Source organism: Streptomyces sp. BF23-19 (genome assembly GCF_041106355.1).
GTDB classification, from domain to species: domain Bacteria; phylum Actinomycetota; class Actinomycetes; order Streptomycetales; family Streptomycetaceae; genus Streptomyces; species Streptomyces virginiae_A.
Window position 1 is genome coordinate 25,041 of record NZ_JBGBPT010000052.1, and the last position, 24,531, is coordinate 49,571.

The 24,531-nt window shown below is 72.3% G+C and carries 23 protein-coding genes, 1 tRNA gene and 1 pseudogene; 11 read left to right on the forward strand and 14 right to left on the reverse strand.

The features are described from left to right. Nucleotides 1–35: 35 nt before the first annotated feature. A complete protein-coding gene (gene paaN, locus AB8A24_RS26660) occupies nt 36–1,718 on the forward strand; it encodes a phenylacetic acid degradation protein PaaN (RefSeq protein ID WP_328962482.1) in 1,683 nt (560 codons plus the stop codon). Between the two features lie 56 nt (nt 1,719–1,774). On the opposite strand, the gene AB8A24_RS26665 is transcribed toward paaN, so the two are convergent. Beyond that, nucleotides 1,775–2,422: a MerR family transcriptional regulator gene (locus tag AB8A24_RS26665; RefSeq protein WP_328962483.1), complete on the reverse strand. Its 648-nt coding sequence runs from the start codon at nt 2,420–2,422 to the stop codon at nt 1,775–1,777. 99 nt (nt 2,423–2,521) lie between these two features. Between AB8A24_RS26665 and AB8A24_RS26670 the strand changes: the two are divergent. Then, nucleotides 2,522–3,397 (forward strand): annotated as a pseudogene (locus AB8A24_RS26670) (hypothetical protein); the annotation flags it as partial. A 12-nt stretch (nt 3,398–3,409) separates the two neighbouring features. Here the strand turns inward: AB8A24_RS26670 and AB8A24_RS26675 are convergent. The 3 genes from AB8A24_RS26675 to AB8A24_RS26685 form a co-directional block, all read right to left on the reverse strand. Further along, nucleotides 3,410–4,171: a TrmH family RNA methyltransferase gene (locus AB8A24_RS26675; protein ID WP_323184822.1), complete on the reverse strand. Its 762-nt coding sequence runs from the start codon at nt 4,169–4,171 to the stop codon at nt 3,410–3,412. Between the two features lie 112 nt (nt 4,172–4,283). Continuing rightward, complete coding sequence (locus AB8A24_RS26680; RefSeq protein ID WP_328965914.1) at nt 4,284–5,444, reverse strand: HTTM domain-containing protein; 1,161 nt, start codon at nt 5,442–5,444, stop codon at nt 4,284–4,286. Further along, nucleotides 5,441–6,175, reverse strand: coding sequence for a DUF5819 family protein (locus AB8A24_RS26685; RefSeq protein WP_328962484.1), 735 nt, complete (start codon nt 6,173–6,175; stop codon nt 5,441–5,443). The genes AB8A24_RS26680 and AB8A24_RS26685 overlap by 4 nt, the downstream gene beginning before the upstream one ends. A gap of 132 nt (nt 6,176–6,307) precedes the next feature. On the opposite strand from AB8A24_RS26685, the gene paaA reads away from it, so the two are divergent. The 6 genes from paaA to AB8A24_RS26715 all read left to right on the forward strand — a co-directional run bounded on the left by paaA (nt 6,308) and on the right by AB8A24_RS26715 (nt 11,248). Then, nucleotides 6,308–7,300: a 1,2-phenylacetyl-CoA epoxidase subunit PaaA gene (gene paaA / locus AB8A24_RS26690; RefSeq protein WP_051762410.1), complete on the forward strand. Its 993-nt coding sequence runs from the start codon at nt 6,308–6,310 to the stop codon at nt 7,298–7,300. Next, entirely contained in the window at nt 7,297–7,581 is a 285-nt protein-coding gene (gene paaB, locus AB8A24_RS26695) for a 1,2-phenylacetyl-CoA epoxidase subunit PaaB (protein ID WP_030009045.1), read from the forward strand. The genes paaA and paaB overlap by 4 nt, the downstream gene beginning before the upstream one ends. Next, entirely contained in the window at nt 7,578–8,321 is a 744-nt protein-coding gene (gene paaC, locus AB8A24_RS26700) for a 1,2-phenylacetyl-CoA epoxidase subunit PaaC (protein ID WP_328962485.1), read from the forward strand. The genes paaB and paaC overlap by 4 nt, the downstream gene beginning before the upstream one ends. After that, complete coding sequence (paaD, locus tag AB8A24_RS26705) at nt 8,315–8,821, forward strand: 1,2-phenylacetyl-CoA epoxidase subunit PaaD (protein ID WP_328962486.1); 507 nt, start codon at nt 8,315–8,317, stop codon at nt 8,819–8,821. The genes paaC and paaD overlap by 7 nt, the downstream gene beginning before the upstream one ends. Next, nucleotides 8,822–9,925 (forward strand): 2Fe-2S iron-sulfur cluster-binding protein, encoded by a 1,104-nt coding sequence (locus AB8A24_RS26710; protein WP_328962487.1) that lies wholly within the window; start codon nt 8,822–8,824, stop codon nt 9,923–9,925. 180 nt (nt 9,926–10,105) lie between these two features. Then, entirely contained in the window at nt 10,106–11,248 is a 1,143-nt protein-coding gene (locus AB8A24_RS26715) for an acyl-CoA dehydrogenase family protein (protein ID WP_369477825.1), read from the forward strand. 12 nt (nt 11,249–11,260) lie between these two features. Here AB8A24_RS26715 and AB8A24_RS26720 read toward each other — a convergent pair whose 3' ends face one another. From AB8A24_RS26720 to AB8A24_RS26765, 10 genes are all read right to left on the reverse strand, one after another. Further along, nucleotides 11,261–11,605, reverse strand: coding sequence for a rhodanese-like domain-containing protein (locus AB8A24_RS26720; RefSeq protein ID WP_266382968.1), 345 nt, complete (start codon nt 11,603–11,605; stop codon nt 11,261–11,263). Nucleotides 11,606–11,674: 69 nt separating this feature from the next. Next, on the reverse strand, nt 11,675–12,436 hold the full coding sequence (locus AB8A24_RS26725) for a hypothetical protein (RefSeq protein ID WP_369477829.1): 762 nt from the start codon (nt 12,434–12,436) through the stop codon (nt 11,675–11,677). A 235-nt stretch (nt 12,437–12,671) separates the two neighbouring features. Beyond that, nucleotides 12,672–14,072, reverse strand: a complete 1,401-nt coding sequence (locus AB8A24_RS26730; RefSeq protein WP_328962489.1) for a DUF2252 domain-containing protein — start codon at nt 14,070–14,072, stop codon at nt 12,672–12,674. 57 nt (nt 14,073–14,129) lie between these two features. Then, nucleotides 14,130–14,789, reverse strand: coding sequence for a response regulator transcription factor (locus AB8A24_RS26735; protein ID WP_328962490.1), 660 nt, complete (start codon nt 14,787–14,789; stop codon nt 14,130–14,132). A gap of 9 nt (nt 14,790–14,798) precedes the next feature. Continuing rightward, nucleotides 14,799–16,499 (reverse strand): histidine kinase, encoded by a 1,701-nt coding sequence (locus tag AB8A24_RS26740; RefSeq protein ID WP_328962491.1) that lies wholly within the window; start codon nt 16,497–16,499, stop codon nt 14,799–14,801. 96 nt (nt 16,500–16,595) lie between these two features. Next, nucleotides 16,596–18,173: a YrhB domain-containing protein gene (locus AB8A24_RS26745; protein WP_369477826.1), complete on the reverse strand. Its 1,578-nt coding sequence runs from the start codon at nt 18,171–18,173 to the stop codon at nt 16,596–16,598. Nucleotides 18,174–18,191: 18 nt separating this feature from the next. Next, nucleotides 18,192–19,826 (reverse strand): putative T7SS-secreted protein, encoded by a 1,635-nt coding sequence (locus AB8A24_RS26750; protein WP_328962493.1) that lies wholly within the window; start codon nt 19,824–19,826, stop codon nt 18,192–18,194. Next, a complete protein-coding gene (locus tag AB8A24_RS26755; protein ID WP_328962494.1) occupies nt 19,826–20,467 on the reverse strand; it encodes a hypothetical protein in 642 nt (213 codons plus the stop codon). The genes AB8A24_RS26750 and AB8A24_RS26755 overlap by 1 nt, the downstream gene beginning before the upstream one ends. After that, a complete protein-coding gene (locus AB8A24_RS26760; RefSeq protein WP_328962495.1) occupies nt 20,464–20,952 on the reverse strand; it encodes a hypothetical protein in 489 nt (162 codons plus the stop codon). The genes AB8A24_RS26755 and AB8A24_RS26760 overlap by 4 nt, the downstream gene beginning before the upstream one ends. Before the next feature lie 215 nt (nt 20,953–21,167). Further along, nucleotides 21,168–21,250 (reverse strand) — tRNA-Leu (locus AB8A24_RS26765). Nucleotides 21,251–21,543: 293 nt separating this feature from the next. Here AB8A24_RS26765 and AB8A24_RS26770 point away from each other — a divergent pair. The 3 genes from AB8A24_RS26770 to AB8A24_RS26780 all read left to right on the forward strand — a co-directional run bounded on the left by AB8A24_RS26770 (nt 21,544) and on the right by AB8A24_RS26780 (nt 24,511). After that, entirely contained in the window at nt 21,544–22,383 is an 840-nt protein-coding gene (locus tag AB8A24_RS26770; protein WP_328962496.1) for a DUF3662 and FHA domain-containing protein, read from the forward strand. Between the two features lie 10 nt (nt 22,384–22,393). After that, nucleotides 22,394–22,900: an FHA domain-containing protein gene (locus AB8A24_RS26775; RefSeq protein WP_266382994.1), complete on the forward strand. Its 507-nt coding sequence runs from the start codon at nt 22,394–22,396 to the stop codon at nt 22,898–22,900. Nucleotides 22,901–22,993: 93 nt separating this feature from the next. Continuing rightward, a complete protein-coding gene (locus AB8A24_RS26780; protein WP_328962497.1) occupies nt 22,994–24,511 on the forward strand; it encodes a PP2C family serine/threonine-protein phosphatase in 1,518 nt (505 codons plus the stop codon). Nucleotides 24,512–24,531 lie beyond the last annotated feature (20 nt).

A 24,531-nucleotide genomic window follows, 5' to 3' on the forward strand; every position in this document is an offset into this window, starting at 1 on the left:
CTTCTTCGCCCGGCTCAACGAGGAGTTGGTCCCTGATGGCCGCCGAGCTCACCGTCCCCCAGCTGTCCGCCAAGCACCGGCCCACCCTGGACCAGGCCCTGTCGGCGATCCGCAGCCGTGCCTACTGGTCCCCGCACCCCGAACATCCCAAGGCGTACGGCGAGACCGCGCCCGCCGACGGGCTCGCCGCCTTCGAGGCACTGCGCGGTACGCGGCTGGACCTGGGCCAGCCCGGCACCGACGGCTGGACGGGCGCCGAGGTGTCCCCGTTCGGTCCGGAGCTGGGTGTCGAGTACCCGCACGTGGACCCGGACGTGCTGCTGCCCGCGATGAAGGCCGGCATGGGCGCCTGGCGCGACGCGGGACCCGAGGCGCGCGCCCTGGTCTGTATCGAGATCCTGGCCCGCATCTCCGCCCGGACCCACGAGTTCGCGCACGCGGTCATGCACACCAGCGGCCAGGCCTTCATGATGGCGTTCCAGGCGGGCGGCCCGCACGCGCAGGACCGCGGCCTGGAGGCCGTGGCCTACGCCTACGAGGAGCAGACCCGCGTCCCGGGTCAGGCCGACTGGTCCAAGCCGCAGGGCAAGAAGGACCCCCTGGAGCTCGGCAAGACCTTCACGGCCGTCCCGCGTGGTGTCGCCCTCATGATCGGCTGCAACACCTTCCCGACCTGGAACGGCTACCCGGGCCTCTTCGCCTCCCTCGCCACCGGCAACGCGGTGCTGGTCAAGCCGCACCCGCGGGCCGTGCTGCCGCTCGCGCTGACCGTCCAGGTCGCGCGGGAGGTCCTCGCCGAGGCGGGCTTCGACCCGAACCTGGTGGCGCTCGCGGTCGAGCGCCCGGGCGAGGGCATCGCCAAGACCCTCGCGGTCCGCCCCGAGATCAGGCTGATCGACTACACCGGGTCCACGGAGTTCGGGGACTGGCTGGAGACCCACGCCCGCCAGGCGCAGGTCTACACGGAGAAGGCCGGCGTCAACACCGTCGTCCTGGACTCCACCGACAACTACAAGGGCATGCTGTCCAACCTGGCGTTCTCGCTGTCCCTGTACAGCGGCCAGATGTGCACCACCCCGCAGAACCTGCTGATCCCGCGCGACGGCATCGCGACGGACGCCGGCCACAAGACCTACGACGAGGTCGTCGCCGACCTCGCCGCCTCGGTCGGCGGCCTGCTGGGCGACGACGCCCGGGCCAACGCGCTGCTCGGCGCGCTGGTGAACCCGGACGTCAAGTCCCGGCTGGAGGCCGCGGCCGCACTGGGCGAGGTCGCGCTGGCCTCCCGGGAGGTCGTGAACCCCGAGTTCCCGGACGCGGTGGTCCGTACCCCCGTCATGGTCAAGCTGGACGCGGCCAAGGCGGACCCGGAGGCGCCGTACCTCTCCGAGTGCTTCGGCCCGGTCTCCTTCGCGGTGGCCGTGGACACCACCGCGGACGCCCTCGACCTGCTGCGCCGTACGGTGCGGGAGAAGGGCGCCATGACGGTGGGCGCGTACACCACGTCGGCGGACACCGAGCGGGCCATCGAGGAGGTCTGCCTGGAGGAGTCCGCGCAGCTCTCCCTGAACCTGACCGGCGGGGTGTTCGTCAACCAGACCGCCGCGTTCTCGGACTTCCACGGCTCCGGCGGCAACCCGGCGGCCAACGCGGCCCTGTGCGACGGCGCCTTCGTCGCGAACCGCTTCCGGGTGGTGGAGGTCCGCCGCCAGGCGTAACCGCGCACCGCGTCACCGCAGGCAGACACCCGGCCCGGGTGGACCGCGCCCTCCTCCTACTCCGCCCGCTCCTCGGCGAAGAGGCGGGAGGAGGCGTCCACCTGGGCCATCCTGCGCAGGGCCGCGAACATCGCGTCGCCCACCACCGTGCCCACGACGACCGCCTCGACCAGGTCCTCGCGGTCCACCCGGCGGGCCGTGTACTCCAGGTCCACCCGGGCCACCCGCTCGGCCGCGTCGGCGTAGTCGTCGAGCAGCTCGGCGAAGGAGCCGTGGCCCACCCGCGCGAGCGAGGCGAGCGAGGCCTCCAGCGCCCCGAACGCCTTGTTCCCGGGGTGGACGCGCCAGCCGCGCTCCTCGACCAGCCGCGTCACCCGTTCCCGGGCCAACACCACCTCGGCGTCGTCGTGACCGCCGCCGTCGCCGTACTCGGGCACCAGCCGCTGGGCCGCGGCGCCGAGCAGCTTGTGCACCGGCTGCTCCTTGTCGTCGATGGCCACGAGGACGTCCCCGATGGCCGCCACCGACAGCCCGCCGACCTCCAGCAGGGCGCGGATCAGCCGCAGCCGCCGTTCGTGCCCGTCGTCGTAGCTCGCCTGGTTGGGGCTGCTCAGCTCCCCCGGCGGCAGCAACCCCTCCCGGACGTAGTACTTGATCGTCGGTACCGGAACCCCGGTACGGCGGCTCAACTCTCCGATGCGCATGACGTGTTCACTCGATTCTCCTTGCCCCGTCCCCGCCCATCATAGATAGTGGCGCTATCAGATAGTGGCGAGCTCCACTATCCATTCCTTGGGGGATCCATGTCTGCGTTACGTACCTGGCACCGTCCACTGACCGTGTTCGCCGGCGTGATGGTCGTGTGGGCCGTCGGCTCGGCCGTGGGTCTCGCCGTCGACGACCGGGTGCTGGTCGGCGCCCCGATCTGGGCCAAGCCCTTCAAGTTCGCCGTCTCCTTCGTCGGCTACGCGCTCAGCCTGGCCTGGATGCTCTCCCTGGCAGTCGCCGCCCGTCCCCGCCTGGCGAGGCCCGCCTGGTGGGCCGGCACGGTCGTCGTCGCGGCGAGCATGGTGGAAATGCTGCTCATGACGGGTCAGGTGGTCCGCGGCCGGCAGAGCCACTTCAACCAGCGAACGCCCCTCGACGCGCAGGTCTACAGCGCCATGGCCCTCACCGTCGTCGTGCTGTGGACGGCCACCCTCGTCATCGCCGTCCTGCTCTTCCGGTCCCGCGTGGTCGACCGGGCCACCACCTGGGCGATCCGGATCGCCGCCGTCCTCGCCCTCGCGGGCGCGGGACTCGGCTTCCTGATGACCACCCCCACCGAGGCGCAGCTCGCGGTCGACGGCGCACCGGTGGTGGGCGCCCACAGCGTGGGAGTGGCGGACGGCGGACCCGCCATGCCGCTGACCGGCTGGTCCACCACCGGCGGTGACCTGCGCATCCCGCACTTCTTCGGCATGCACGCCCTACAGCTGCTCCCGCTGCTCGTGCTCGTGCTCGCCGCCCTCGCGGGGCGCTTCGCCCCGCTGCGCCGCGAGCGGGTACGCCTGCGGTTGACCTTGGTCGCGGCCGGGGTCTACGCGGCGGTGTTCGCGCTGGTGACCTGGCAGGCGCTGCGCGGCCAGGCGCTGGTCCACCCGGACGGGGCGACGCTCGGCGCGGCCGCGGCGATCCTGGTCGGGGGTGTCCTAGGAGCTCTCGCCGCCGTGTTCGTGGGCCGGGGGGCCGCCCCAGTGGAAGAGGGTCATGGCCACACTGGTGGCGAGGTTGTAGCTGGAGACCTGGGGACGCATCGGCAGGGAGACGAGGTGGTCCGCCCGGGCACGCAGCTCCGGTGAGATCCCGTGGCGCTCCGAGCCGAAGGCGAGCAGGGCGTCGTCCGGGAGGGTGAGGGCGCGGATGTCCGCGCCCTCGGGATCGAGCGCGTAGAGCGGCCCGGGGGGCAGCTCGTCCAGGGCGAGGCGCTCGACGGTGGTGGCGTAGTGCAGTCCGGCCCCGGCCCGGACCACGTTCGGGTGCCAGGGGTCGAGGTCGCCGCGGGTCACCACGCCGGTGGCGCCGAAGCCGGCGGCGAGCCGGACGACGGCGCCGACGTTGCCGAGATTGCGGGGGTTGTCGAGGACGACGACGGGGGCCGGCCGGGGCAGCCGCCCCAGCCCGGCGATACCGGCGGCCCGGTCGGGGCGGACCGCGAGGGCCGCGACCCCGGTGGGGTGCACACGGGTCAGCACCCCCTTGAGGTCGGCCCGCCGCGCGAGGCGCACCACGGCGGCCTCGACATCCGGAGCCAGCTCACGGGCCAGCGCCCGTACCGCGGCGGGGTCCTCGGCGATGACCATCCGTACGTCGGCCCCGAACCGCAGGGCGTGCTTCAGCGCGTGGAACCCGTCCAGCAGCACGAGATCCCCCGCCTGCTCGGCCTCCCGCCATTCCCGCACCGTGTCGTCCATACCCCGACCCTACGGTCCGCCGCACGGCTCGCGGACCGGATGATTCAGCCCCGCCTGCGTTCGAGGCGCGGGGTCCGGGGCGGAGCCCCGGGAGCGGCGCCGCAGGGCGCTGTCAGCGCGGCGCGGGCACCTGAACCGGCACCGGCTCGGCGGCGTCCGCCTCGGGCTCCACCGCACGCCGCCGCGCGGCGACCCGTACTCCCAGCCACACCAGGAACCCGGTCGGCAGGAACACCGCGTCCGCGGCGATCATCGCCAAGGAGAAGAACGGCAGCCCGAGCAGCAGCGCGATCCCCGCGTGCTCCAGCATCATCAACGCCAGCAGCACGTTCTTGATCCGCCGGTTGAACAGCGTGAACGGAAACGCCACCTGCACCGCCACCGTGCCGTACGACAGCAGCATCACCAGCGTCCCGCTCCCCGCCAGCAGCGCCGACAGCGCCGGCCACGGGGTGAAGTAGTCCAGCCCCAGCGGGTAGTACAGGGCCGTCCCGTCCTGCCAACGGGACCCCTGGATCTTGTACCAGCCCGCCGTCGCGTAGATCAGGCAGACCTCCGCCATGATCACCAGCATGCCCGCGTTGTGCAGCAGGTTGGCCAGGACGTCCAGCGCCGCCCGCCCCTCGCCCTGCGGCTCGTAGCGGTCGGCCGCCCACCACAGCCCGCAGACCACCCACACCGCCGCGAACGCCGCCGTCCAGCCGTAGCCGAACCGGCCGGTCGCCGCGCCGAAGGCGAGCACCACTGCGAGCACACCCCACAGCACCGGCCCGGCCGCCCCGGCCGTCGCCGTGCCGCGCGTACGGGCCCTGCGCGCGTCCAGCGACCAGACCTGCGCGCACCGGGTCAGCACCAGGTAGATCGCCATCAGGTGGATGACGTTGTCCCCGCCGTCGCCCATGAACACGCTGCGGTTCTGCAGCGACAGCACGCCGACCATGAAGAGCACGGACGTCGCGCGCGTCCGCCAGCCCAGCAGCAGTCCCACGCTCGCCAGCACGGACACCGCGTAGACGAGCTCGAACCACAGCGTCGAGTCCGACCACATCAGCACCGTGAAGGCGTGGTTGGAGTCGATCAGCCGCTCCGCCAGGTCCCAGCTCCACGGCCCGTCCGGCCCGTACAGCTCGGCGCGGTTCGGGAACTCGCGCAGCAGGAAGAACAGCCAGGTCGCCGCGAAGCCGATGCGGACCACGGCGCTCTGGTACGGGCCCAGCGCCTGCCCGGTGACCCGCGCGACCGCCCGGCCCGCCGCCTCGCGGGCGCGCCTCACAGCGTCCACCACGGCAGCTCCCGGTAGTAGGTCTGGGTGTCGGTGGTCTCGGTGCTCCACTTCGGCGCGGGCACCGCCGTGGTCGCCGAGCGCAGCTGGATCCGCAGGATGGTTCCTTCCCGCAGCCCGGGGGCGAGCCGGTTCACCGCGATGCGCCGGAGGTACTCCTCGGACAGCTGCCCGCGCTCGCCGTTCGGCTTGTTGTCCTCGTCGTGGGAGCCGGTGAAGAAGTCCCAGGCGCGGCGGAGCTCGTTCTGCCGGGTGTGGCTCGGCAGCAGGCTGTGCCGGATGGCCTCGCCGTCCTCGGCGCTCAGGTCGCGCCAGGGGATGGTGACCAGCTCGCCGTCCTCGCCCCTGACATCCGCGCGCGCCTCCACCGCGATGTTCTGCTGCAGCGGGTTGGGGGCGAACAGCTTCCAGTTCTGTTCGAACTCCGGGTAGATCCAGCTGTCGATCGTCTTCGCGTGCTGCCGGCTGACCGTGTTGCTCGGGGCCACGTGCAGGAAGACGAACGCGAGGTGCGTGCAGGCGGCCACCGCGACCACCCCCAGGGCCAGGGCGGTCACGACCCGGTACGGGGTGGAAAGACCGGCTATTCCGGGCGCCCGCGGGGGTGACGGAGCGGCCCCTCCGGCGGGCTCGTGCTCGTTCGAATCCATCCCCACCCGATCGTCCGGCGTCCACAGGGTTGACCTCAGAGGTTGACACCCTACGGGCCGCCGTCTCACCATTGAAGCGTATGAACCGAACGATCGGTCGGTCGGGCGGACAGCGGACTCTGGCAGGGGGCCGGAATGGTGGCAGTGACCCCGGAGACGGGGCCGGACACGGCTCTCGGGACAGACAGGACGGACGGGACAGGCATGACTGCTGACCTGGGCGCACAGCTCGCGGCGGCATTCGACGCGGCCGTGGCGGCCGACGAGCGGGTGGAGCCGCGCGACTGGATGCCGGACGAGTACCGCGCCTCCTTGGTGCGCCAGATGGCGCAGCACGCCCATTCCGAGATCATCGGCATGCAGCCCGAGGCCAACTGGATCACCCGCGCGCCCTCGCTGCGCCGCAAGGCGATCCTGATGGCCAAGGTCCAGGACGAGGCCGGCCACGGGCTGTACCTCTACAGCGCGGCCGAGACCCTCGGCACCAGCCGCGACGAGCTGCTCGACAAGCTCCACTCGGGCAAGCAGAAGTACTCCTCGATCTTCAACTACCCCACCCTGACCTGGGCGGACGTCGGCGCCATCGGCTGGCTCGTGGACGGCGCGGCGATCACCAACCAGGTGCCGATCTGCCGCTGCTCCTACGGGCCCTACGCCCGCGCCATGGTCCGGATCTGCAAGGAGGAGTCCTTCCACCAGCGCCAGGGGTACGAGCTGCTCCTCGCCCTCTCCCGCGGCACCGAGGCCCAGCACGCGATGGCCCAGGACGCGGTGGACCGCTGGTGGTGGCCGTCGCTGATGATGTTCGGCCCGCCGGACGACGAGTCGGCGCACTCGGCCCAGTCGATGGCCTGGCGCATCAAGCGGCACTCGAACGACGAACTGCGCCAGCGGTTCGTGGACATCGCCGTCCCGCAGGCCGAGTCCCTCGGCCTGACCCTGCCCGACCCGGACCTGAAGTGGAACGAGGAGCGCGGACACCACGACTTCGGCGCCATCGACTGGGCCGAGTTCTGGGACGTCCTCAAGGGCAACGGCCCCTGCAACGAGCAGCGGATCGGCCAGCGGCGCAAGGCCCACGAGGACGGCGCCTGGGTGCGCGACGCGGCCGCCGCGTACGCGCGCAAGCAGACGGCACAGCAGGTGGCACAACAAGCGGCGAAGCACGCCGGACAGAACGAGGAGGCACGGGTATGACGCAGAACTGGCCCCTGTGGGAGGTCTTCGTGCGTTCGCGCCGCGGCCTCTCGCACACGCACGCGGGCAGCCTGCACGCCCCCGACGCGGAGATGGCCCTGCGCAACGCCCGCGATCTCTACACCCGGCGCGGCGAGGGCATCTCGATCTGGGTGGTGCCCTCCACCGAGATCACCGCCTCCTCGCCCGACGAGCGGGACCCCTTCTTCGCGCCGTCGGCCGACAAGCCGTACCGGCACCCCACCTTCTACGACATCCCGGAGGGCGTGAGCCACCTGTGACCAGCACCGACACCACGCGCCTCACGGGTGCCACCGCCGCGGCGGCGCTCGCGCTCGGCGACGACGCGCTGATCCTCTCCCACCGCCTCGGCGAGTGGGCCGGACACGCCCCCGTCCTGGAGGAGGAGGTCGCCCTCGCCAACATCGCCCTCGACCTGCTCGGCCAGGCCCGGATCCTGCTGTCCCTGGTCGGCGACGAGGACGAGCTGGCGTACCTGCGCGAGGAGCGGGCCTTCCGCAACCTCCAGCTGGTCGAGCAGCCGAACGGCGACTTCGCCCACACGATCGCCCGCCAGCTCTACTTCTCCTTCTACCAGCACGAGGTCTACGGGGAGCTCGCCCGCGGGGACGGCCCGTTCGCGCCGCTGGCGGCCAAGGCCGTCAAGGAGACCGCGTACCACCGCGACCACGCCGAGCAGTGGACCCTGCGGCTCGGGGACGGCACCGAGGAGAGCCGCAGCCGCATGCGGGCCGCCCTCGACGCGCTGTGGAAGTTCACCGGCGAGATGTTCCAGCCGGTGGACGGCCAGGGCGGCCTGGACCTGACCGCCGTGGAGGAGCGCTGGCTGGCCGCGCTGACCGGCGTACTGGAGCAGGCCGGCCTCGACCTGCCCCAGGGGCCACGCACCGGCGCCTGGGCGGCGGGCGCCGGACGGCAGGGCCTGCACACCGAGTCCTTCGGCCGGATGCTCGCCGAGATGCAGCACCTGCACCGCAGCCACCCGGGGGCCTCATGGTGACCGCCGACGCCGGAACGACCCGCCTGGAGGCGGAACTGGCCACGCTGGCCGGCTCCGTCCCGGACCCGGAGCTGCCCGTGCTCACCCTCGGTGAACTCGGCGTGGTGCGCGGGGTGCGGATGCACGAGGACGGCCATGCCGAGGTCACCCTCACGCCCACCTACACCGGCTGCCCGGCCATCGAGGCCATGTCCGCCGACATCGAGCGGGCCCTGATCGGCCACGGCATCCCCGAGGTGACGGTGACGACCGTGTTGGCCCCCGCCTGGTCGACCGACGACATCAGCGCCGAGGGCCGGCGCAAGCTGGCCGAGTTCGGCATCGCCCCGCCCCGGCCGCACGCGGCCGGCGGGCCGGTCCCGGTGACCCTGTCGGTCCGCTGCCCCAACTGCGGATCGACCGACACCGAGCTGCTCAGCCGCTTCTCCTCCACCGCGTGCAAGGCACTGCGTCGCTGCACCGCCTGCCGCGAACCGTTCGACCACTTCAAGGAGCTCTAGATGGCCGCCCCCCGCCACGGCGCGTTCCACCCGCTGACGGTGGCGGCTGTCGACCGGCTCACCGACGACTCGGTGGCACTGACCCTGCGGGTTCCCGAGGAGCTGCGCGAGGACTACCGGCACGCCCCGGGCCAGCACCTGACGCTGCGCCGCGCCGCCCCCGAGGGCGGCGCCGAGGTCCGCCGCACCTACTCGATCTGCTCCCCGGCACCGTCCGCGGCCGGCCCGGGCCCGGAGCGGCTGCGGGTCGGGGTGCGGCTGGTGGAGGGCGGCGAGTTCTCCACCTTCGCCCACAAGGAGATCGCCGCCGGGGACGTGCTGGAGGTCATGGTCCCGGCCGGGCGCTTCGTGCTGGAGCCCACCGCCGCCCCGACCTCGGGGCACTACGCGGCGATCGTCGGCGGCAGCGGCATCACGCCGGTGCTGTCGATCGCGGCGAGCCTGCTGGCCGCCCGGCCCGACGCCCGGTTCTGCCTCGTGCGCAGCGACCGTACGGCGGCCTCGACGATGTTCCTGGAGGAGGTCGCCGACCTCAAGGACCGGTATCCGGCACGGTTCCAGCTGGTGACGGTCCTCTCCCGGGAGGAGCAGGAGTCCGGGCTGCCCTCCGGGCGGCTGGACGAGGAGCGGCTGGTGTCCCTGCTGCCGGCGCTGCTGCCGGTGACGGAGGTGACGGGCTGGTTCCTGTGCGGCCCGTACGGTCTGGTGCAGGGCGCGGAGCGGGCCCTGGGCGCACTCGGCGTCGCGCGGACCCGGGTGCACGAGGAGATCTTCCACGTCGAGGACACCGCGCCGACGGCCCGCCCGGCCGGTTCCGCGGCCCCCGCGCACGGACGGGTCACCGCACGGCTCGACGGCCGCTCGGGCACCTGGCCGGTCCAGGACGGCGAGTCCCTGCTGGACGCGGTGCTCCGCAACCGCGCGGACGCCCCGTACGCCTGCAAGGGCGGGGTCTGCGGCACCTGCCGGGCGTTCGTGGTCTCGGGCGAGGTCCGGATGGAGCGGAACTTCGCGCTGGAGGCCGAGGAGACCGAGGCCGGGTTCGTCCTGGCCTGTCAGTCGCACCCGGTCACCGAGGAAGTGGAGATCGACTTCGACCGCTGAGCGGAACGACGTCCCCTTCGGTCAGGCCCCTGTCCCAGGACAGGGGCCTGACCGTTTCACAGCCTGCCCGTCTTCACTGCCTGTCCGTCCACAAGGCCTGTCCATTTTCCAGAACCTGTTCTATCTTGACGCACCGTCAGACGCGACACCGTCAGACCTGAACGCGCGGGAGGACAGGCAGTGGACTTCACCTTCACCGAGGAGCAGCAAGCCGCCGTCGAGGCGGCCCGGGCCGTCTTCGCCGATGTCGCGCCCGACGGCGTGCCCAGCCCCGCGCTGACCCCGGGGGCCGTCGCCGACGACTTCGACCGCCCGCTGTGGGCCAAGCTCGCCTCATCGGACCTGTTGAGCCTGGTGCTCGCCGAGGAGCACGGCGGAGCGGGCCTGGACGCCGTCGCCCTGTGCCTGGTGCTGCGCGAGGCCGCCCGGGTGCTGGCGCGGGTCCCGCTGCTGGAGCACTGCGCCACCGCCATGGCCGTGCAGGCCCACGGCAGCCCGGAACTGGCCGCCGCCCTGCTGCCCGGCGCCGGGAACGGCACGCTCGTGCTCACCGCCGCCGCCCACGGACGCTCCGGCCACGACCCGGCCGAACTCGCCGTCATCGCCCGCCGCGAGGGCGAGGCGTGGGTCCTGGAGGGTACGCAGACCGCGGTCGCCTGGGCGCACGGCGCGGACTGGATCGCCGTACCCGCGCACACCGGCGAGGGCGAGGCCGTCCTCGCGCTCGTCCCACGGGCCGCCGAAGGGCTGGCCCTCGCCGAGCAGGTCTCCACGAGCGGGGAGCGACTCGCCGAACTCGCCCTCGACGGCGTGCGGGTGGACGCGACGCACCTCATCGAAGCCCCGGGAGCCTGGGAGCGGCTACGTCAGCTCCTCGCCACCGGGACCTGCGCGCTGGCGCTCGGACTCGGCGAGAACGTCCTCACCATGACCAGCCAATACACCGGCAAGCGCGAGCAGTTCGGCTTCCCGGTGGCCACCTTCCAGGCCGTCGCCGTCCAGGCCGCCGACCGGTACATCGACCTGCGCGCCATGGAGGTCACCCTGTGGCAGGCCGCCTGGCGGCTCGACGCGGCGACCGGCGGCGCCGGTGGTCCGCTGCCGAGCTCCGGTGACGTCGCGGTCGCCAAGATCTGGGCCGCGGAGGGTGTGCGCCGGGTCGTACAGACCGCCCAGCACCTGCACGGCGGGTTCGGCGCCGACACCGACTACCCGCTGCACCGCTACCACGCATGGGCCAAGCAGCTGGAGCTCCAGCTCGGCCCGGCCGCCGCGCACGAGGAGGCCCTGGGCGACCTGCTGGCCGCCCACCCCCTCGGCTGAACCGGCTCCTCGTCAGAGGACGAAGGCCGGGTTCCCGTTGTCCGCCACCATCGGGCGCCCGGCACCGTCCCAGGCCTGCATCCCGCCGTCGACGTTCACCGCGTCGATCTCCTGGCGCACCAGGTACTGGGTGACCTGCGCGGAACGCCCGCCGACCCGGCACATCACGTACACCCGGCGACCGTCCTCGACAGCCTCGGTCAGCTCACCGAAGCGGGCCACGAAGTCGCTCATCGGGATGTGCAGAGCACCCTCGACGTGGCCGGCCGCCCATTCGTCGTCCTCACGGACGTCGAGGACAAAGCCTTCGGAGGGCACCGCGGTGGCGTCCACCGAGGGAAGCGGTCCGAAGTTCATAGCTGTCGCCTTCTCTCTTCACGAATCTGCTGCCAACCTATCCGACCACCCGGTACGGGCGGACCGGGCTCACTCGGCGGCGAGCTCCGCCGCCAGCTCCGTCTCGCGCTCGGAGACCTGCGCGAGCAGTTGCTCCGCGATCTCCTCCAGCAGCCGGTCGGGGTCCTCGGGCGCCATCCTCAGCATCGACCCGATCGCGCTGTCCTCCAGCTCCTTGGCCACGAGCGACAGCAGCTCCTTGCGGCGTGCCAGCCACTCCAGCCGGGCGTACAGCTCGTCGCTCTCGCCCGGTACCGCCGCCTCGGGCGCCGGTCCGGCCGCCCATTCCTCGGCCAGCTCGCGCAGCAGCCCCTCGTCACCGCGCCCGTAGGCCGCGTTGACCCGCGCGATGAACGCGTCGCGCCGCTCCCGCTCGCCTTCCTCCTGGGCGAGGTCGGGGTGGGCCTGACGGACCAGCTCGCGGTAGAGGCGGCGCACCTCCTCCGCGGGCCGCACCCGCTCCGGCGGCCGCACGGGCCGGTCGGTCAGCATCGCGGAGGCGTCGTCGGAGATCCCGTCCGAGCCCAGCCAGTCGTGGAACAGCTCGTCCACCCCGGGCATCGGCATGACCAGCGAGCGCGCTTCCCTCGCCCGCCGCAGGTCCTCGGGATCGCCGCTGCGGGACGCCTTCGCCTCGGCGATCAGGGCGTCCAGTTCGTCGAGCCTCGTGTACATGGGGCCGAGCTTCTGGTGGTGCAGGCGGGAGAAGTTCTCCACCTCCACCCGGAAGGTCTCCACCGCGATCTCGAACTCGATCAGCGCCTGCTCGGCGGCCCGCACGGCCCGCTCCAGGCGCGCCTCCGGGCGCTCCCCACCGGTGACGGAGGAGTCACCGGAATCACCGGGGACTGTCTGCTCAGGCTGCTCGGTCTGCTCGCTCACCCGGCCAGCCTACGGCCCACCCGCGCGGGCGATGTTTCACGTGGAACATCGCCCGCCGCGGCAGGGCCCGCCACGGCTCCGACCGAACCGCTCAGGCCCTGGTCGGAGCACCCGCGGGCACCCGCGGAAGATCCGTGGAGCACTGTCAGACCCCGATCTCCGCCGCGATCCGGCCGGCCCGCACCGCCGCCACCAGGTCGGCGTGATCGGCCTCGGTACGGTCGGCGTAGGCCACGGCGAAGGTCGCCATCGCCTCGTCCAGCTCGTCGTTCTTCCCGCAGTACCCGGCCAGCAGCCGCGGGTCGACGCTGTGCGCGTGCGCCCGGGCCAGCAGGGCGCCGGTCATCCGCCCGTAGTCGTCGATCTGGTCGACGGCCAGAGCCGCCGGGTCCACGCTGCCCTTGCGGTTGCGGAACTGCCGCACCTGGAAGGGCCGGCCCTCCACCGTGGTCCAGCCCAGCATGATGTCGGAGACCACCTGCATCCGCTTCTGCCCGGCCACCACCCGAAGGCCCTCGTGCTGTTCCGGGGCCGGCGCGAAGCCCAGCCCGGGCAGGTGCGGCAGCAGCACCGAGGGCCGCGCCTCCTTGACCTGGAGCACCAGCGGCTCGCCCCGGTGGTCCAGCAGCAGGACCACGTACGAGCGGGTGCCGACGCTCCCGGTGCCCACCACGCGGAAGGCCACGTCCTGGATCGCGTACCGGGCCAGCAGCGGCAGCCGGTCGCCCTGGAGCGTCTGCAGGTAGGGGCCGAGCGAGGCCGCCACGGCGGCCGCCTCCCCGTCCCCGACCCGGCGCAGCACGGGCAGCGCGTCGACGAAGCGGCGGCCGCCGTCCGGCCCTATCTCCGTGGACTTGGCGGCGAACCGCGCGGAGGTGTTGTTGCGGGCCTTCTCCGAGACCCGCTCCAGCGTGCCCAGCAGATCGCGGGCGTCGGTGTGCGAGACCAGTTCCTCGTCGGCGATGGCGTTCCACGCGTCGAGCGCGGGCAGCTTGGCCAGGAGTCGCATGGTGCGCCGGTAGGCGCCGACCGCGTCGAGTGCGGCCGCCCGGCAGGTGTCCTCGTCCGCGCCCGCGACCCGGCCCGCCAGCACCAGCGAGGCCGCCAGCCGCTTCACGTCCCACTCCCACGGGCCGAACACGGTCTCGTCGAAGTCGTTGAGGTCGATGACGAGCCGCCCGCGCGCGTCCCCGTACAGACCGAAGTTCGCCGCGTGCGCGTCGCCGCAGATCTGCGCGCCGACCCCGGTCACCGGACCACCGGACAGGTCGTGGGCCATCAGCCCCGCCGCGCCCCGCAGGAACGCGAAGGGGTTCGCGGCCATCCGGCCGACCCGTATCGGCGTCAGCTCGGCGACCCGCCCGGCGTTCGACTCCTCCACCGCCCGCACGGCGTCCGGCCGCCCGGCCGGCGCCACGAAGGCGGCGTGCGCCGACCGCGGCAGGCGGGCGCGCAGGGCCTTGCCCTCCTCCTTCGGCGAACCGGCCGCCACCCTCGGAGCGAAGCCCGCCACGTCCGGAATCCGCTGACCCGCAATCGCCGCCATCGACGCCGCCCCCACCCGTTCACTTCATTGATCGCTTCTCGAACGGGCTGACCGTATCTACAGCCCGGCGTCCCTGGCCAGCAGCGCCGCCTGCACCCGGTTCTCGCAGTCCAGCTTCGCCAGGATCCGGCTCACGTACGTCTTCACGGTGGCCTCGCTCATGTGCAGCCGTCGGCCCGCCTCCGCGTTGGACAGGCCCTCGCCCAGCAGCGCCAGCACACCGCGCTCCCGGTCGCTGAGCTCCGCCACCTGACGCCGGGCGACCTCCCCGCGCGCGGCGGCCTTCCCGGAAGCCAGCTGGTCCACGACGTGCCGGGTCGCCCCCGGCGAGAGGTACGCGTCCCCGGCGGCCGCCGCCCGGACCGCCCCGATCAGCTCGCCCGGCGCCGAGTCCTTCAACAGGAATCCCGCGCCGCCCTCGCCGAGCGCCCGCAGCACGTTCTCCTTCTCGCCGAAGGTGGTCAGGATCAGCGCCCGCACCTCCGGCACGGCCCGCCGCAGTTCGCCCAGCGCCGACAGCCCGTCCATCACCGGCATCTGGATGTCGAGCAGCATCACGTCGGGCGCGTGCGAGCGGGCCAGGTCCACCGCCTCCTTGCCGTTCGCCGCCTCCGCGACGACCTCGATGTCCGGCGCCGAGGTCAGGATCATCCTGATCCCGGCCCGGATCAGTGGCTCGTCATCGGCGATCACCACTCTGATCACTTCGGCTGTCACCCCGCGCTCCTACTGCTCGACCTCGTACTCCTGCTTTTCCACGAGCTTGCCGTCCCTGAAGCAGAACCGGAAGATCCGGTCCGTTCCCAGGGCGCCCGGCTGGTCCTCGGCCAGCAGGGCCAGACAGTCCGAGCCCGCGGGCCTGGGCGGCCCCTTCCGGGCGGCCCCGGCGGTCATGAAGTTCTCCCCGGTCGGCAGCCGGTCGCGGACGGACTGCTCCGTCTCGCCCACGTGCACGGCGTCGAACTCGTCCCGGTCGATCATCGCGTCGCTCGCCGAGTCGATCAGCAGCACCACCCCGGCCCCGAACACGATCACCAGCAGCACCACCGCCGCGAAGGCGATCCCACAGCCCACCGCGACCCCACCGGACCGGCTGGGCATACGGACGGCCAGCTCCCGGTCCACCGCCTGCCAGTCCATCGGCTGCTCGCCGCCCCGCCCCGGCGGCGGACCGCCCGCGTACGCGTGCGCCTGCTGCCCGAAGTCGTCGGCCACGTCCACCACGCCGGCCGGCTCCGCCCCGTACGGCAGGACCCCGGCCACCCGGAACCCGCCGCCCTCGACGGGGCCCGCGTGCACCATCCCGCCGACCAGCCGGGCCCGCTCGCGCAGCCCCGTCAGACCCTGCCCGCCCGACACCACCTCGTCGGCCGCCGGACCCGCCGACGGCCCGTTGGCGATCTCCACGACCAGCGAGTCGTCCTCGAAGCGCAGCTCCACCGCGATCGGCGCCCCCGGCGCGTGCTTGTACGCGTTCGTCAGGGCCTCCTGCACGATCCGGTACGCGGCGTGGTCGCACGCCGCGACCAGTGGCCTCGGCCGGCCCGCCGTGGTCATCCGGACGTCGGTCCCCGAGCCCCGAGCCGCCTCCACCACCCCCGCGATACCGGCCACCCCGCGCGCCGCGGGCTGGGCCTCCTCCACGGGCGCGGACGCCTCCACCCCGTCGCGCAGGATGCCGACGACCTCGCGCAGCTCGTGCATGGCGGCCACCGAGGCCTGCCGCAGCACGCCCACCGCCTCACGCTGACGGTCGGTGAGCTTCGGATCCACCTCCAGCGCACCGGTGTGCACGGAGATCAGCGCCAGCTGGTGCCCGAGGCTGTCGTGCATGTCCTGGGCGATGCGCTGACGCTCGCGCAGCCGCGCCTGCCCGGCGACCATGGCCCGCTCGCGCAGCAGCTGCCCGTTGCGCTCCTGGAGCGCGCGCAGCAGGGTGCGCCGCTGCGACCAGTACCGGCTGGCCAGACCCGGCATCACGGTCGTCGCCAGGAACATCAGCGTGGAGAACACGATCACGAGCAGCGGCTGCATCTGTGCCCGCTGGTCCACCACGCTGCAGCCGATCGCCGCCACGAAGGCCAGCGTGAAGGCGGCCAGCGCCCGGCCCACCCCGACGATCCGCCGGCCGGCCGACCAGCCCAGCAGGGGCAGGACGAAGAAGGCACCGGGCAGGAAGGTGACCACGCCCGAGGCGAACACGAGCGTGCTCCCCGGCAGCCTGCGGCGCGTCAACGTCAACACGACCGCGACCACGGCTCCGAGCAGCATGCGCCGCCAGGAGGCGTTGCTGACCTCCTCGACGCCCAGGCCGAGGATGGCCAGCACACCGCCGAGCGCCAGGTCCCCCGCCAGCATCCGCCGGGTCCACGGCTCCGGGCCCCTCAGCCAGTCCCAGCCGGCCCGCGTCTTCGCCTTCGCATCCACGCGCCCGACCCTAGACACCCGCACCCCGGCCCGGCCGCCCTCTTTCGTCTCGCCCCGCACGACGAAAGTCGACCGCGGCCCCACCGCGGCCTTCCCTCACCGGTACCGGACCACCCGGACACCGGACTCGCGGAAACCGTCCAGGTCCCGCAGCTCTTCGGCGGAGGAGTCGATCAGCCCCACCATCCCCGACTCGCTGTGCAGTCCCGCGAGGAGCACTCCGGTGCTCTCCCGCCCCCGCGCGTCCAGCCGCCTCACCCACACCAGGGCCCGGCCCCCGGCCGGCAGGGCCCTGAGGCCCCCGACCGCCGCGGCCACGGTCGGATGCTCCGAGACGGACAGCACCGGGCCCAGCTCCGCCATGGTGGAGCTGAACCAGTCGGCCTTGTCCGGCGCGGGCACCGGCCCCGCGGGCTCGTTCCGGTCCCAGGCGGCCAGGAACCCCCAGGGGTCGGCGTTGGGCAGCAGGAACGGCTCCTGCGGCCCCTTCGGCACGACCACCGCGGCGTCGAGCATCGCGTGGCGCCAGTCACCGGTGCGCAGCGCGGCGGTGGTCTGGCAGGCGAACAGCCACCCCCGGGCGGTCTCGTCCTCGGCGGCCGGCTCGACCAGCTCGACGGGATCCGCGAACGTGTCCCTCAGCCACCGCTCGGCCTTGTGCCGGGCGGTCCTCAGATCGGGTGCGGCCGGCGGCACCCGATCCCCGGGCTCGACCCGGGCGAAGACCAGCTGCAGCACACCGACCTGGTCCAGCCGTGCCAGCCCGCCGGTCATCCCGTCCAGGAACACCACCTGACCGTTGTTGTTGTGCGCGTAGAGCAGGTGCCCGCTGACCTCGGTGCCGCCGATGACGCGCCGCACCCACACCACGCCCTGGGTGTCCGGTCCGGTCTCCTCGGCCCGCGTGATCACCTCGTCCCAGCTCGCGCACCGCAGCTCGCGCGCGGCAGGGAAGTAGCGGCGCAACAGCAGCTCCCACCAGCCGGGCGCCTCGTGCGCGGGCTGCCAGGGCAGCGGCGAGGAGGGGCCGCCCGCGATCGCCGCGGCCGTCGTGACCACGCAGCCGCGCGCGTTCAGCCGCCTCGCCTGCGCCTGCGGGTCGCGCTCGACCGGCTCGCGCGTGTACGCCGAGGCGTCGCCCCACGGATCGTACGAGGCGGGGTGGAACGGCTCCCCGTAGTCCTTGGGCACCACGAGCGACGCCGCCAGCATCGGCGTGCGCGGATAGCCCGGCTGCTCGGTGGTCCGGCAGGCGAACAGCCAGGTCCCGGCGTCCTCCGTGACGGGCTCGATGCTCACCAGCTCGACGAGCCCGTTGTACGTGGACAGCAGCCACTCCAGCGCGGTCTGCCACGGCTCGGCCTTCGAGGTCTTCGCCAGGCCCGCCCGCTGCCAGCCGCCGTGGCGGACGTAGGCCAGGTATTCGTCGAGGGGCAGGTGCGTCGGGGGGAAGTCGACCCGGGACCCGTCCTTGGGCACGATCACCAGTTTGTTGAACGGACCCACCATGGGGTCCCCGGCGTCGATGCTCTCCTGGGTGTCGTACCGGACGATCCAGGCCAGCTCGTGCTCCTGGGTGAGCTCCGGCTTCAGCACGATCGTCCACGGCTCCGAGGCGAACGCCTGCTCCAGGCGGGCCCGGGCCGCTTCGAGGGCCTCGTTCAACGTGAGCATTTCTGATTCCTGACGACGCTAGCGGTAGGGGACATGGGCGATCTCGCTGATGTTGTGTGTCTCGAGTGTGGCCAGCTTCCCCGTCTGGCCGTCCAGGAAGACGACCCCATGGGGCGTGTTCACCGCGTTGAAGACGTGGCCGGCCGTCCCGTGGCGCGAGATGGCGACCACACTGCGCGAATCCGGCCCCCGCGCCTCCAGGTCCTTGACGATGTCGTCGTAGCTGCTGACGACCTTCTTCGCGCTCGGCTCCACACCCAGTTCCTTGTACGGGATGTCGCCCGGCCCGGTCTTCGGCGCGGCCGACACCTCCACACCGTCCAGCCTGCGGTCCAGCGTGACCACGTTGTTGGTGCAGTTGTACTGGTAGCCCGGCATGTTCGTGTTGTTCATGTCCTTGAGCCACGGGTACTGGTCGTCGATGAACTTCTGGGCGTCCTTCTTCCCGACCGAGTCGGCGTGGATCGAGGGCCGTTCCGTCACGCCCTTGGTCGGCTTCGCCAGATGCGACCAGGCCGACGGCTTCGCCGCCGCAGCCTCCGCGACCCGCACCCCCGCCCGGGCACCGCCGAAGCCCTTGGTGCCGATGAGCTCCGGCACGAGCCGGCCCAGGCCCTCCGACGGGTCGTTCTTGAAGCTGTCGATCAGCGCGCCCGGGATCCGCTCCGGGTGGGCGGCCGTCGACACCAGTCCGGCCAGCGTCATGTTGAGGTTCTGCTGGTATTCGGCGGGGTGGGTGAGGTTGTACGGGTCCATCGGGTTCAGGCCGCGCGCGAAGTTGAGCAGCCCCGCCGTGCCCTTGACCACGCCGCCGACGAAGTGGTTGAGCTCCACCGCCTGGCCGCCGTAGTAGTCCGTGAGCCCGGCCAGGGCCCGGTCCGTCGCCGAGGGCTCCTTCGGGGCGTGCTCCAGCGCCGCCTCCATCGCCTTGGCCACGGCCCCTGCGGCCTCGTCGCGCTGCCTGCGGGCCTCCTTCAGGATCTCGTGGGCCCGCGTGCCGTCGGCCTTGCCGACGTCGACCGGTTTCTGCGGCTCCGGTCCGGGATCCCGGCCGGCCTTCGCCGTCGCGTTGTAGGTCTCGACCTTCGCGGCGTACGACTCGTGGGCGTCCTTGGCGGCCTTGACCGCCGCCTTGTACAGGTCGATGGCCTGCTGCGCCTGCTTCTGCGCCCATTCCACCGTTTCCGCGTACCGGGTCAGCGCGCCCGCCGCCGCCTCACAGGCGTCGGAGGCGTGCAGCCAGTCGGTGGGGTGCATCGCGAACTTCTCGCGGAACGCGTCGGCCGCCTGCCCCTTCCAGTGACCCGAGTCCAGCGCCCGCATGCCCTGGCCGACCCGGTCGAACGCCCCCTGGAAGTCGTTCAGGTGCTTCGCCGACTCCCGGATCTTCGCGGGCTTGCCGTGCACCAGTTCGTTCGCCTGCTCGGTCTGGCCGAGCTGCTGCTCGCCGACCGAAGCACCCATGTCCGAGGCGAAGTCGTCGCCCCAGTCCTCGACCTTGTCCGCCCAGTCGTCCGCGCCGACGTACTCCAGGCCGGCGCCGATCCCGTCGGTGGCCTTGTCGACGCCCTGACCGACGACCTTCTTCGCACCCTCCCAGCCGTCGTCCAGCTTCTCCAGACCCTTGTCCAGGAGACCGCCCCAGTCCGCCATCAGCGCTCACCGCCCGAGGGCTGCACCTGCGGCTGCGGCGCCGGGCCGACCCAGTCGTCGACCGCCGCGTCCACCTCGTCCCGCATCCCCGTCGCGTTGATGATCTGGTTGCCGAGGAGCATGTCCGAGCTGTTGACGTCCCGCACCGCGCCCTTCCAGGCCTCCTTGCTGTTCTCGCGCGCCCGTTCGAAGGACTCGTCGCTGTAGTCCGCGTCCCGGATCTGCGTGTACGGGTTGTCGGAGAGGACCTCGCCCCAGTCCTTGTCGATGACGTCCTTCTCCGACGCGTACGGATTGCCCATCGCGGAGTTCGTCAGCACCTTGAAGCTGCCCTGGATGTACTGGTCCTGCTCGTGCATCACACCCGCCGACAGACCGACGTCGAACGCGAACTGGTTCCCCTGCTGCACGAGCGCCCGTACGCCCCACTCCCAGCGCTCGCAGAACGTCTTCATCGAGGCCGTCAGGCCCTCGTTCCCGCTCTCCATCCCCGACAGCGCCAGATCCGTGAAGCCCCGGCCCATGCTCGCCGAGCCCACCATCCCGAGCTCCTTGAGCTCACCCAGCGTGTCGGTGATGCCCTTCGCTATCTGTCCCAGCGCCTGCTTCGAGACATCTACGTCCGCCCCGTCCCCGCTCACACCTGCTCCTCCCGTCCGTCCCCGTCGAGCGCCGCGCCGTCCGGCACCAGCCCCCGCACCGGCGGGAGGACGATCCCGTCCGGCCCCGCCGCGTCCAGCGCCACCCCGCATGGGAAGTCCAGCGCCGGGATCACCTCGTCCAGCAGTCGCGCGCCGACGATCCGCCGGTACGGCCACTCCCGCTCGGCCTCACCCCGCGCGTCGGCGAACCGGGCCAGCGTCGCCGGCTCCGAGAACGCGCAGATCCAGTCCAGACCGCCCAGCTCCGCCGTCCACAGGCCGCCGCGGTCGTCCAGCGGCACCAGCACCACCCGGCTGCGGAAATCCGCCAGCCGCTCCAGTACCGCCTCGCGGGCCGCCTCCACGTCCACCTCGCCGGCTTGATCCGGCTCACGCACCGGTTCGGCCGGCGCCGGCGGCGTCCCGGTGTCCGCCCGCTCCGTCGCGGCGGCGCGCAGCCGCCCCCACTCCTCGTCGAAACCCACGCACGACTCCTCGCACCGACCGGCGAGCACGATCGCGCACATCCGGCGGCCACAACTGGTCTCACAATTCGGACAGTTGGCTCACCCTAACCCTGTCGTCCGACAGGACCACAGGTCAGGGGCACCGAACAGGGACGTACGTCACACCCGCGACCGGGGCGGGAAAACACGAAACGGCCGCCACCGCTTTCGCAGTGACGACCGTCTCGTCGATGTGGGCGAGGGGGGATTTGAACCCCCACGTCCCGAAGGACACTGGCACCTGAAGCCAGCGCGTCTGCCGTTCCGCCACTCGCCCGAGCAGCGCCCCAGTGGATCTTCCCTTTCGGGCCTTTCCCCTGGCGACGTCGAAACATTAGCACGGGGAACGGGGTGGATTCACATCGCTTTCCCGGCACCCCCGCACCCCGCCGTGGACGGCCCCTCCCGCACTCCGCTCCCGGTGCGGGACACTGTCCCTGGAGCGCCCCTACGATCCCTTGTGAGGACCAACACTCGTCCTCACAGGAACGATGGGGAACCACCCGAATCCGCCACGCGTGGATACGATCAGTAAGCAGTACAGGGCGACAGCGACGGAGGAGGTGCCCCATGGGAGTTCTGAAGCGGTTCGAGCAGCGACTCGAAGGTCTGGTGAACGGCACCTTCGCCAAGGTGTTCAAGTCCGAGGTCCAGCCGGTGGAGATCGCCGGAGCCCTCCAGCGGGAGTGCGACAACAACGCCACCATCTGGAACCGCGAGCGGACCGTCGTCCCCAACGACTTCATCGTCGAGCTCAGCGCCGGCGACTACGACCGCCTGAGCCCCTACTCCGGGCAGCTCGGCGACGAGCTCGCGGGCCTCGTCCGCGACTACGCCAAGCAGCAGCGCTACAGCTTCATGGGCCCCATCAAGGTCCATCTGGAGAAGGCCGACGACCTCGACACCGGGCTCTACCGGGTCCGCAGCCGCACCCTCGCCTCCAGCACCTCCCAGCCGCAGGCCCCTCAGGGCGGGCAGCAGGGCGGTCAGGCGGCCCCGGGCGGCTACGGATACCCCCCGGTCGCGGCCCCGCCCATGCCCAGCGCCCCGCCCCCGGGCGGATCCGGCGCTCGGCGGCCCGCTCCGGGCGGACCCGCCGGACCGGCCCCCGCGGCCGGCCCGGGTGGCCCCCGGCGCCACTGGATCGAGATCAACGGCACCCGCCACCAGATCTCGCGCGCCACGCTCGTACTCGGCCGAAGCACGGAAGCCGACGTGCGGATCGACGACCCCGGCGTATCGCGCCGGCACTGTGAGATCCGGACCGGAACGCCCTCGACGATCCAGGATCTCGGGTCCACCAACGGCATCGTGGTGGACGGGCAGCACACCACCCGCGCTACGCTCCGCGACGGCTCGCGGATCGTCGTGGGCAGCACCACCATCATTTACCGGCAAGCCGAAGGGTGAAGCGGGGGCAATGTCAGAGCTGACCCTGACGGTCATGCGGTTGGGTTTCCTGGCCGTTCTGTGGCTGTTCGTCATCGTGGCCGTCCAGGTCATCCGTAGCGATCTCTTCGGGACGCGCGTGACCCAACGCGGCTCCCGTCGTGGTGGCGGAGGCGCCGGCGGCGCCCCGCAGCAGGCGGGTGGCCGGCAGGCCACGCCTCCGCAGCAGCGCCAGCGGCGCGGGGCACCCACCAAACTCGTCGTCTCCGAGGGCATCCTCACGGGAACCACGGTGGCCCTCGCCGGCCAGACGATCACGCTTGGCCGCGCGCACGACTCCACGATCGTGCTGGACGACGACTACGCGTCCAGCCGCCATGCCAGGATCTATCCCGACCGTGACGGCCAGTGGATCGTCGAGGATCTCGGGTCCACCAACGGCACGTATCTCGACCGGACCCGGCTGACCACCCCGACGCCCATTCCGCCGGGCGCACCGATCCGCATCGGCAAGACCGTCATCGAGCTGCGGAAGTAGTACGAGAATGAGCGAGCGGAGCGAGCGCGCGGCGGCGATCCGTCCCACCGAGGGCACGGACCCGAGCGCGTTCCCGACCGGAGGGTGGGCAGTGTGGCTCGAGACCGGTTGTACCCGGAGGCAGCTTCGTCGACAGGGCAGGTGCGCATGAGTCTGTCCTTGCGGTTCGCCGCCGGATCACACAAGGGCATGATCCGTGAGGGGAACGAGGACTCCGGCTACGCCGGTCCCCGGCTCCTCGCGATCGCCGACGGCATGGGAGGCCAGGCCGCCGGCGAGGTCGCGAGCTCCGAGGTGATCTCCACCCTCGTGCAGCTCGACGACGACGTCCCGGGCTCCGACATCCTCACCTCGCTGGCCACGGCCGTGCAGCGCGCCAACGACCAGCTGCGCGTGATGGTCGAGGAGGACCCGCAGCTCGAGGGCATGGGCACCACCCTGACCGCCCTGCTGTGGACCGGCCAGCGCCTCGGCCTCGTCCACGTCGGCGACTCCCGCGCCTACCTGCTCCGCGACGGCGTCCTCACCCAGATCACCCAGGACCACACCTGGGTGCAGCGCCTCGTCGACGAGGGGCGCATCACCGAGGAAGAGGCCACCACCCACCCGCAGCGCTCCCTCCTGATGCGCGCGCTCGGCAGCGGCGACATCGTCGAGCCCGACCTCTCCATCCGTGAGGTCCGGGCCGGTGACCGCTACCTGATCTGCTCCGACGGGCTCTCCGGCGTCGTCTCCCACCAGACCCTGGAAGAGACCCTCGCCGACTACCACGGTCCGCGCGAGACCGTGCAGGCGCTGATCCAGCTCGCCCTGCGCGGCGGCGGACCCGACAACATCACCTGCATCGTCGCCGACGTCCTCGACACCGACAGCGGTGACACCCTCGCCGCCCAGGTCAGCGACACCCCGGTGGTCGTCGGCGCGGTCGCCGAGAACCAGCACCAGCTCTTCGACGGCGGCAACGCCATGCAGACCCCGGCCGGCCGGGCCTCGGGCCTCGGCCGCCAGGGCCGGCCCCCCGCCGGCGCCTTCGGCCCCCCCGGCAGCGGCGACGCCACCGGCTACGGGTACTCCGCCGACCAGGGCAAGGGCGCCGGCGCGTACGGCACCTTCGGCGAAGCCGACGCCTACACCGCCGACCCCGGCTACGAGGACACGTACGACCACCCCCGCAGGCGCCGCAGCAAAGGGCGCAAGTGGACCACGCGTACGCTGACCCTGCTCATCGTCGCCGGTGTCGTCGGCGGTGGCCTCTACGCCGGCTGGCGCTGGACCCAGACCCAGTTCTACGTGGGCGTGAAGGGTGAGCACGTCGCGCTCTTCCGCGGGATCAGCCCGAAGCTGGGGCCGCTGGAGCTCTCCAAGGTGGAGACCGACCGCCCCGACATCGAACTGAAGTACCTGCCGCCCTTCAAGCGGAAGCTGGTCGAGGCCACCATCAGCGAGAACAGCTTCGACGCGGCGCGCAAGAAGCTCGATGATCTCGGCGTCCAGACGTCCGCCTGCAAGAAGGACGAGGAACGCCGCAAAGCCGAGGCGCAGAACAGCCAGACGCCCGCCCCCAGTCTGACTCCCGAGGAGCAGCAACTGGTCGGGCTGTGCGGCAAGTAGTAGACATACGCGGGCGCAGG

Bases quoted from the DNA above. Each gene is read 5' to 3' on its own strand.
- AB8A24_RS26675 (WP_323184822.1), bottom strand. From the start codon at position 4,171: ATGGACGACACGGTGCGGGAATGGCGGGAGGCCGAGCAGGCGGGGGAT.
- AB8A24_RS26745 (WP_369477826.1), bottom strand. From the start codon at position 18,173: ATGCTCACGTTGAACGAGGCCCTCGAAGCGGCCCGGGCCCGCCTGGAG.
- paaB (WP_030009045.1), top strand. From the start codon at position 7,297: ATGACGCAGAACTGGCCCCTGTGGGAGGTCTTCGTGCGTTCGCGCCGC.
- AB8A24_RS26750 (WP_328962493.1), bottom strand. From the start codon at position 19,826: ATGGCGGACTGGGGCGGTCTCCTGGACAAGGGTCTGGAGAAGCTGGAC.
- paaA (WP_051762410.1), top strand. From the start codon at position 6,308: ATGACTGCTGACCTGGGCGCACAGCTCGCGGCGGCATTCGACGCGGCC.
- AB8A24_RS26720 (WP_266382968.1), bottom strand. From the start codon at position 11,605: ATGAACTTCGGACCGCTTCCCTCGGTGGACGCCACCGCGGTGCCCTCC.
- paaN (WP_328962482.1), top strand. From the start codon at position 36: ATGGCCGCCGAGCTCACCGTCCCCCAGCTGTCCGCCAAGCACCGGCCC.
- AB8A24_RS26665 (WP_328962483.1), bottom strand. From the start codon at position 2,422: ATGCGCATCGGAGAGTTGAGCCGCCGTACCGGGGTTCCGGTACCGACG.
- AB8A24_RS26710 (WP_328962487.1), top strand. From the start codon at position 8,822: ATGGCCGCCCCCCGCCACGGCGCGTTCCACCCGCTGACGGTGGCGGCT.
- paaD (WP_328962486.1), top strand. From the start codon at position 8,315: ATGGTGACCGCCGACGCCGGAACGACCCGCCTGGAGGCGGAACTGGCC.
- AB8A24_RS26775 (WP_266382994.1), top strand. From the start codon at position 22,394: ATGTCAGAGCTGACCCTGACGGTCATGCGGTTGGGTTTCCTGGCCGTT.
- AB8A24_RS26730 (WP_328962489.1), bottom strand. From the start codon at position 14,072: ATGGCGGCGATTGCGGGTCAGCGGATTCCGGACGTGGCGGGCTTCGCT.
- AB8A24_RS26685 (WP_328962484.1), bottom strand. From the start codon at position 6,175: ATGGTGAGACGGCGGCCCGTAGGGTGTCAACCTCTGAGGTCAACCCTG.
- AB8A24_RS26770 (WP_328962496.1), top strand. From the start codon at position 21,544: ATGGGAGTTCTGAAGCGGTTCGAGCAGCGACTCGAAGGTCTGGTGAAC.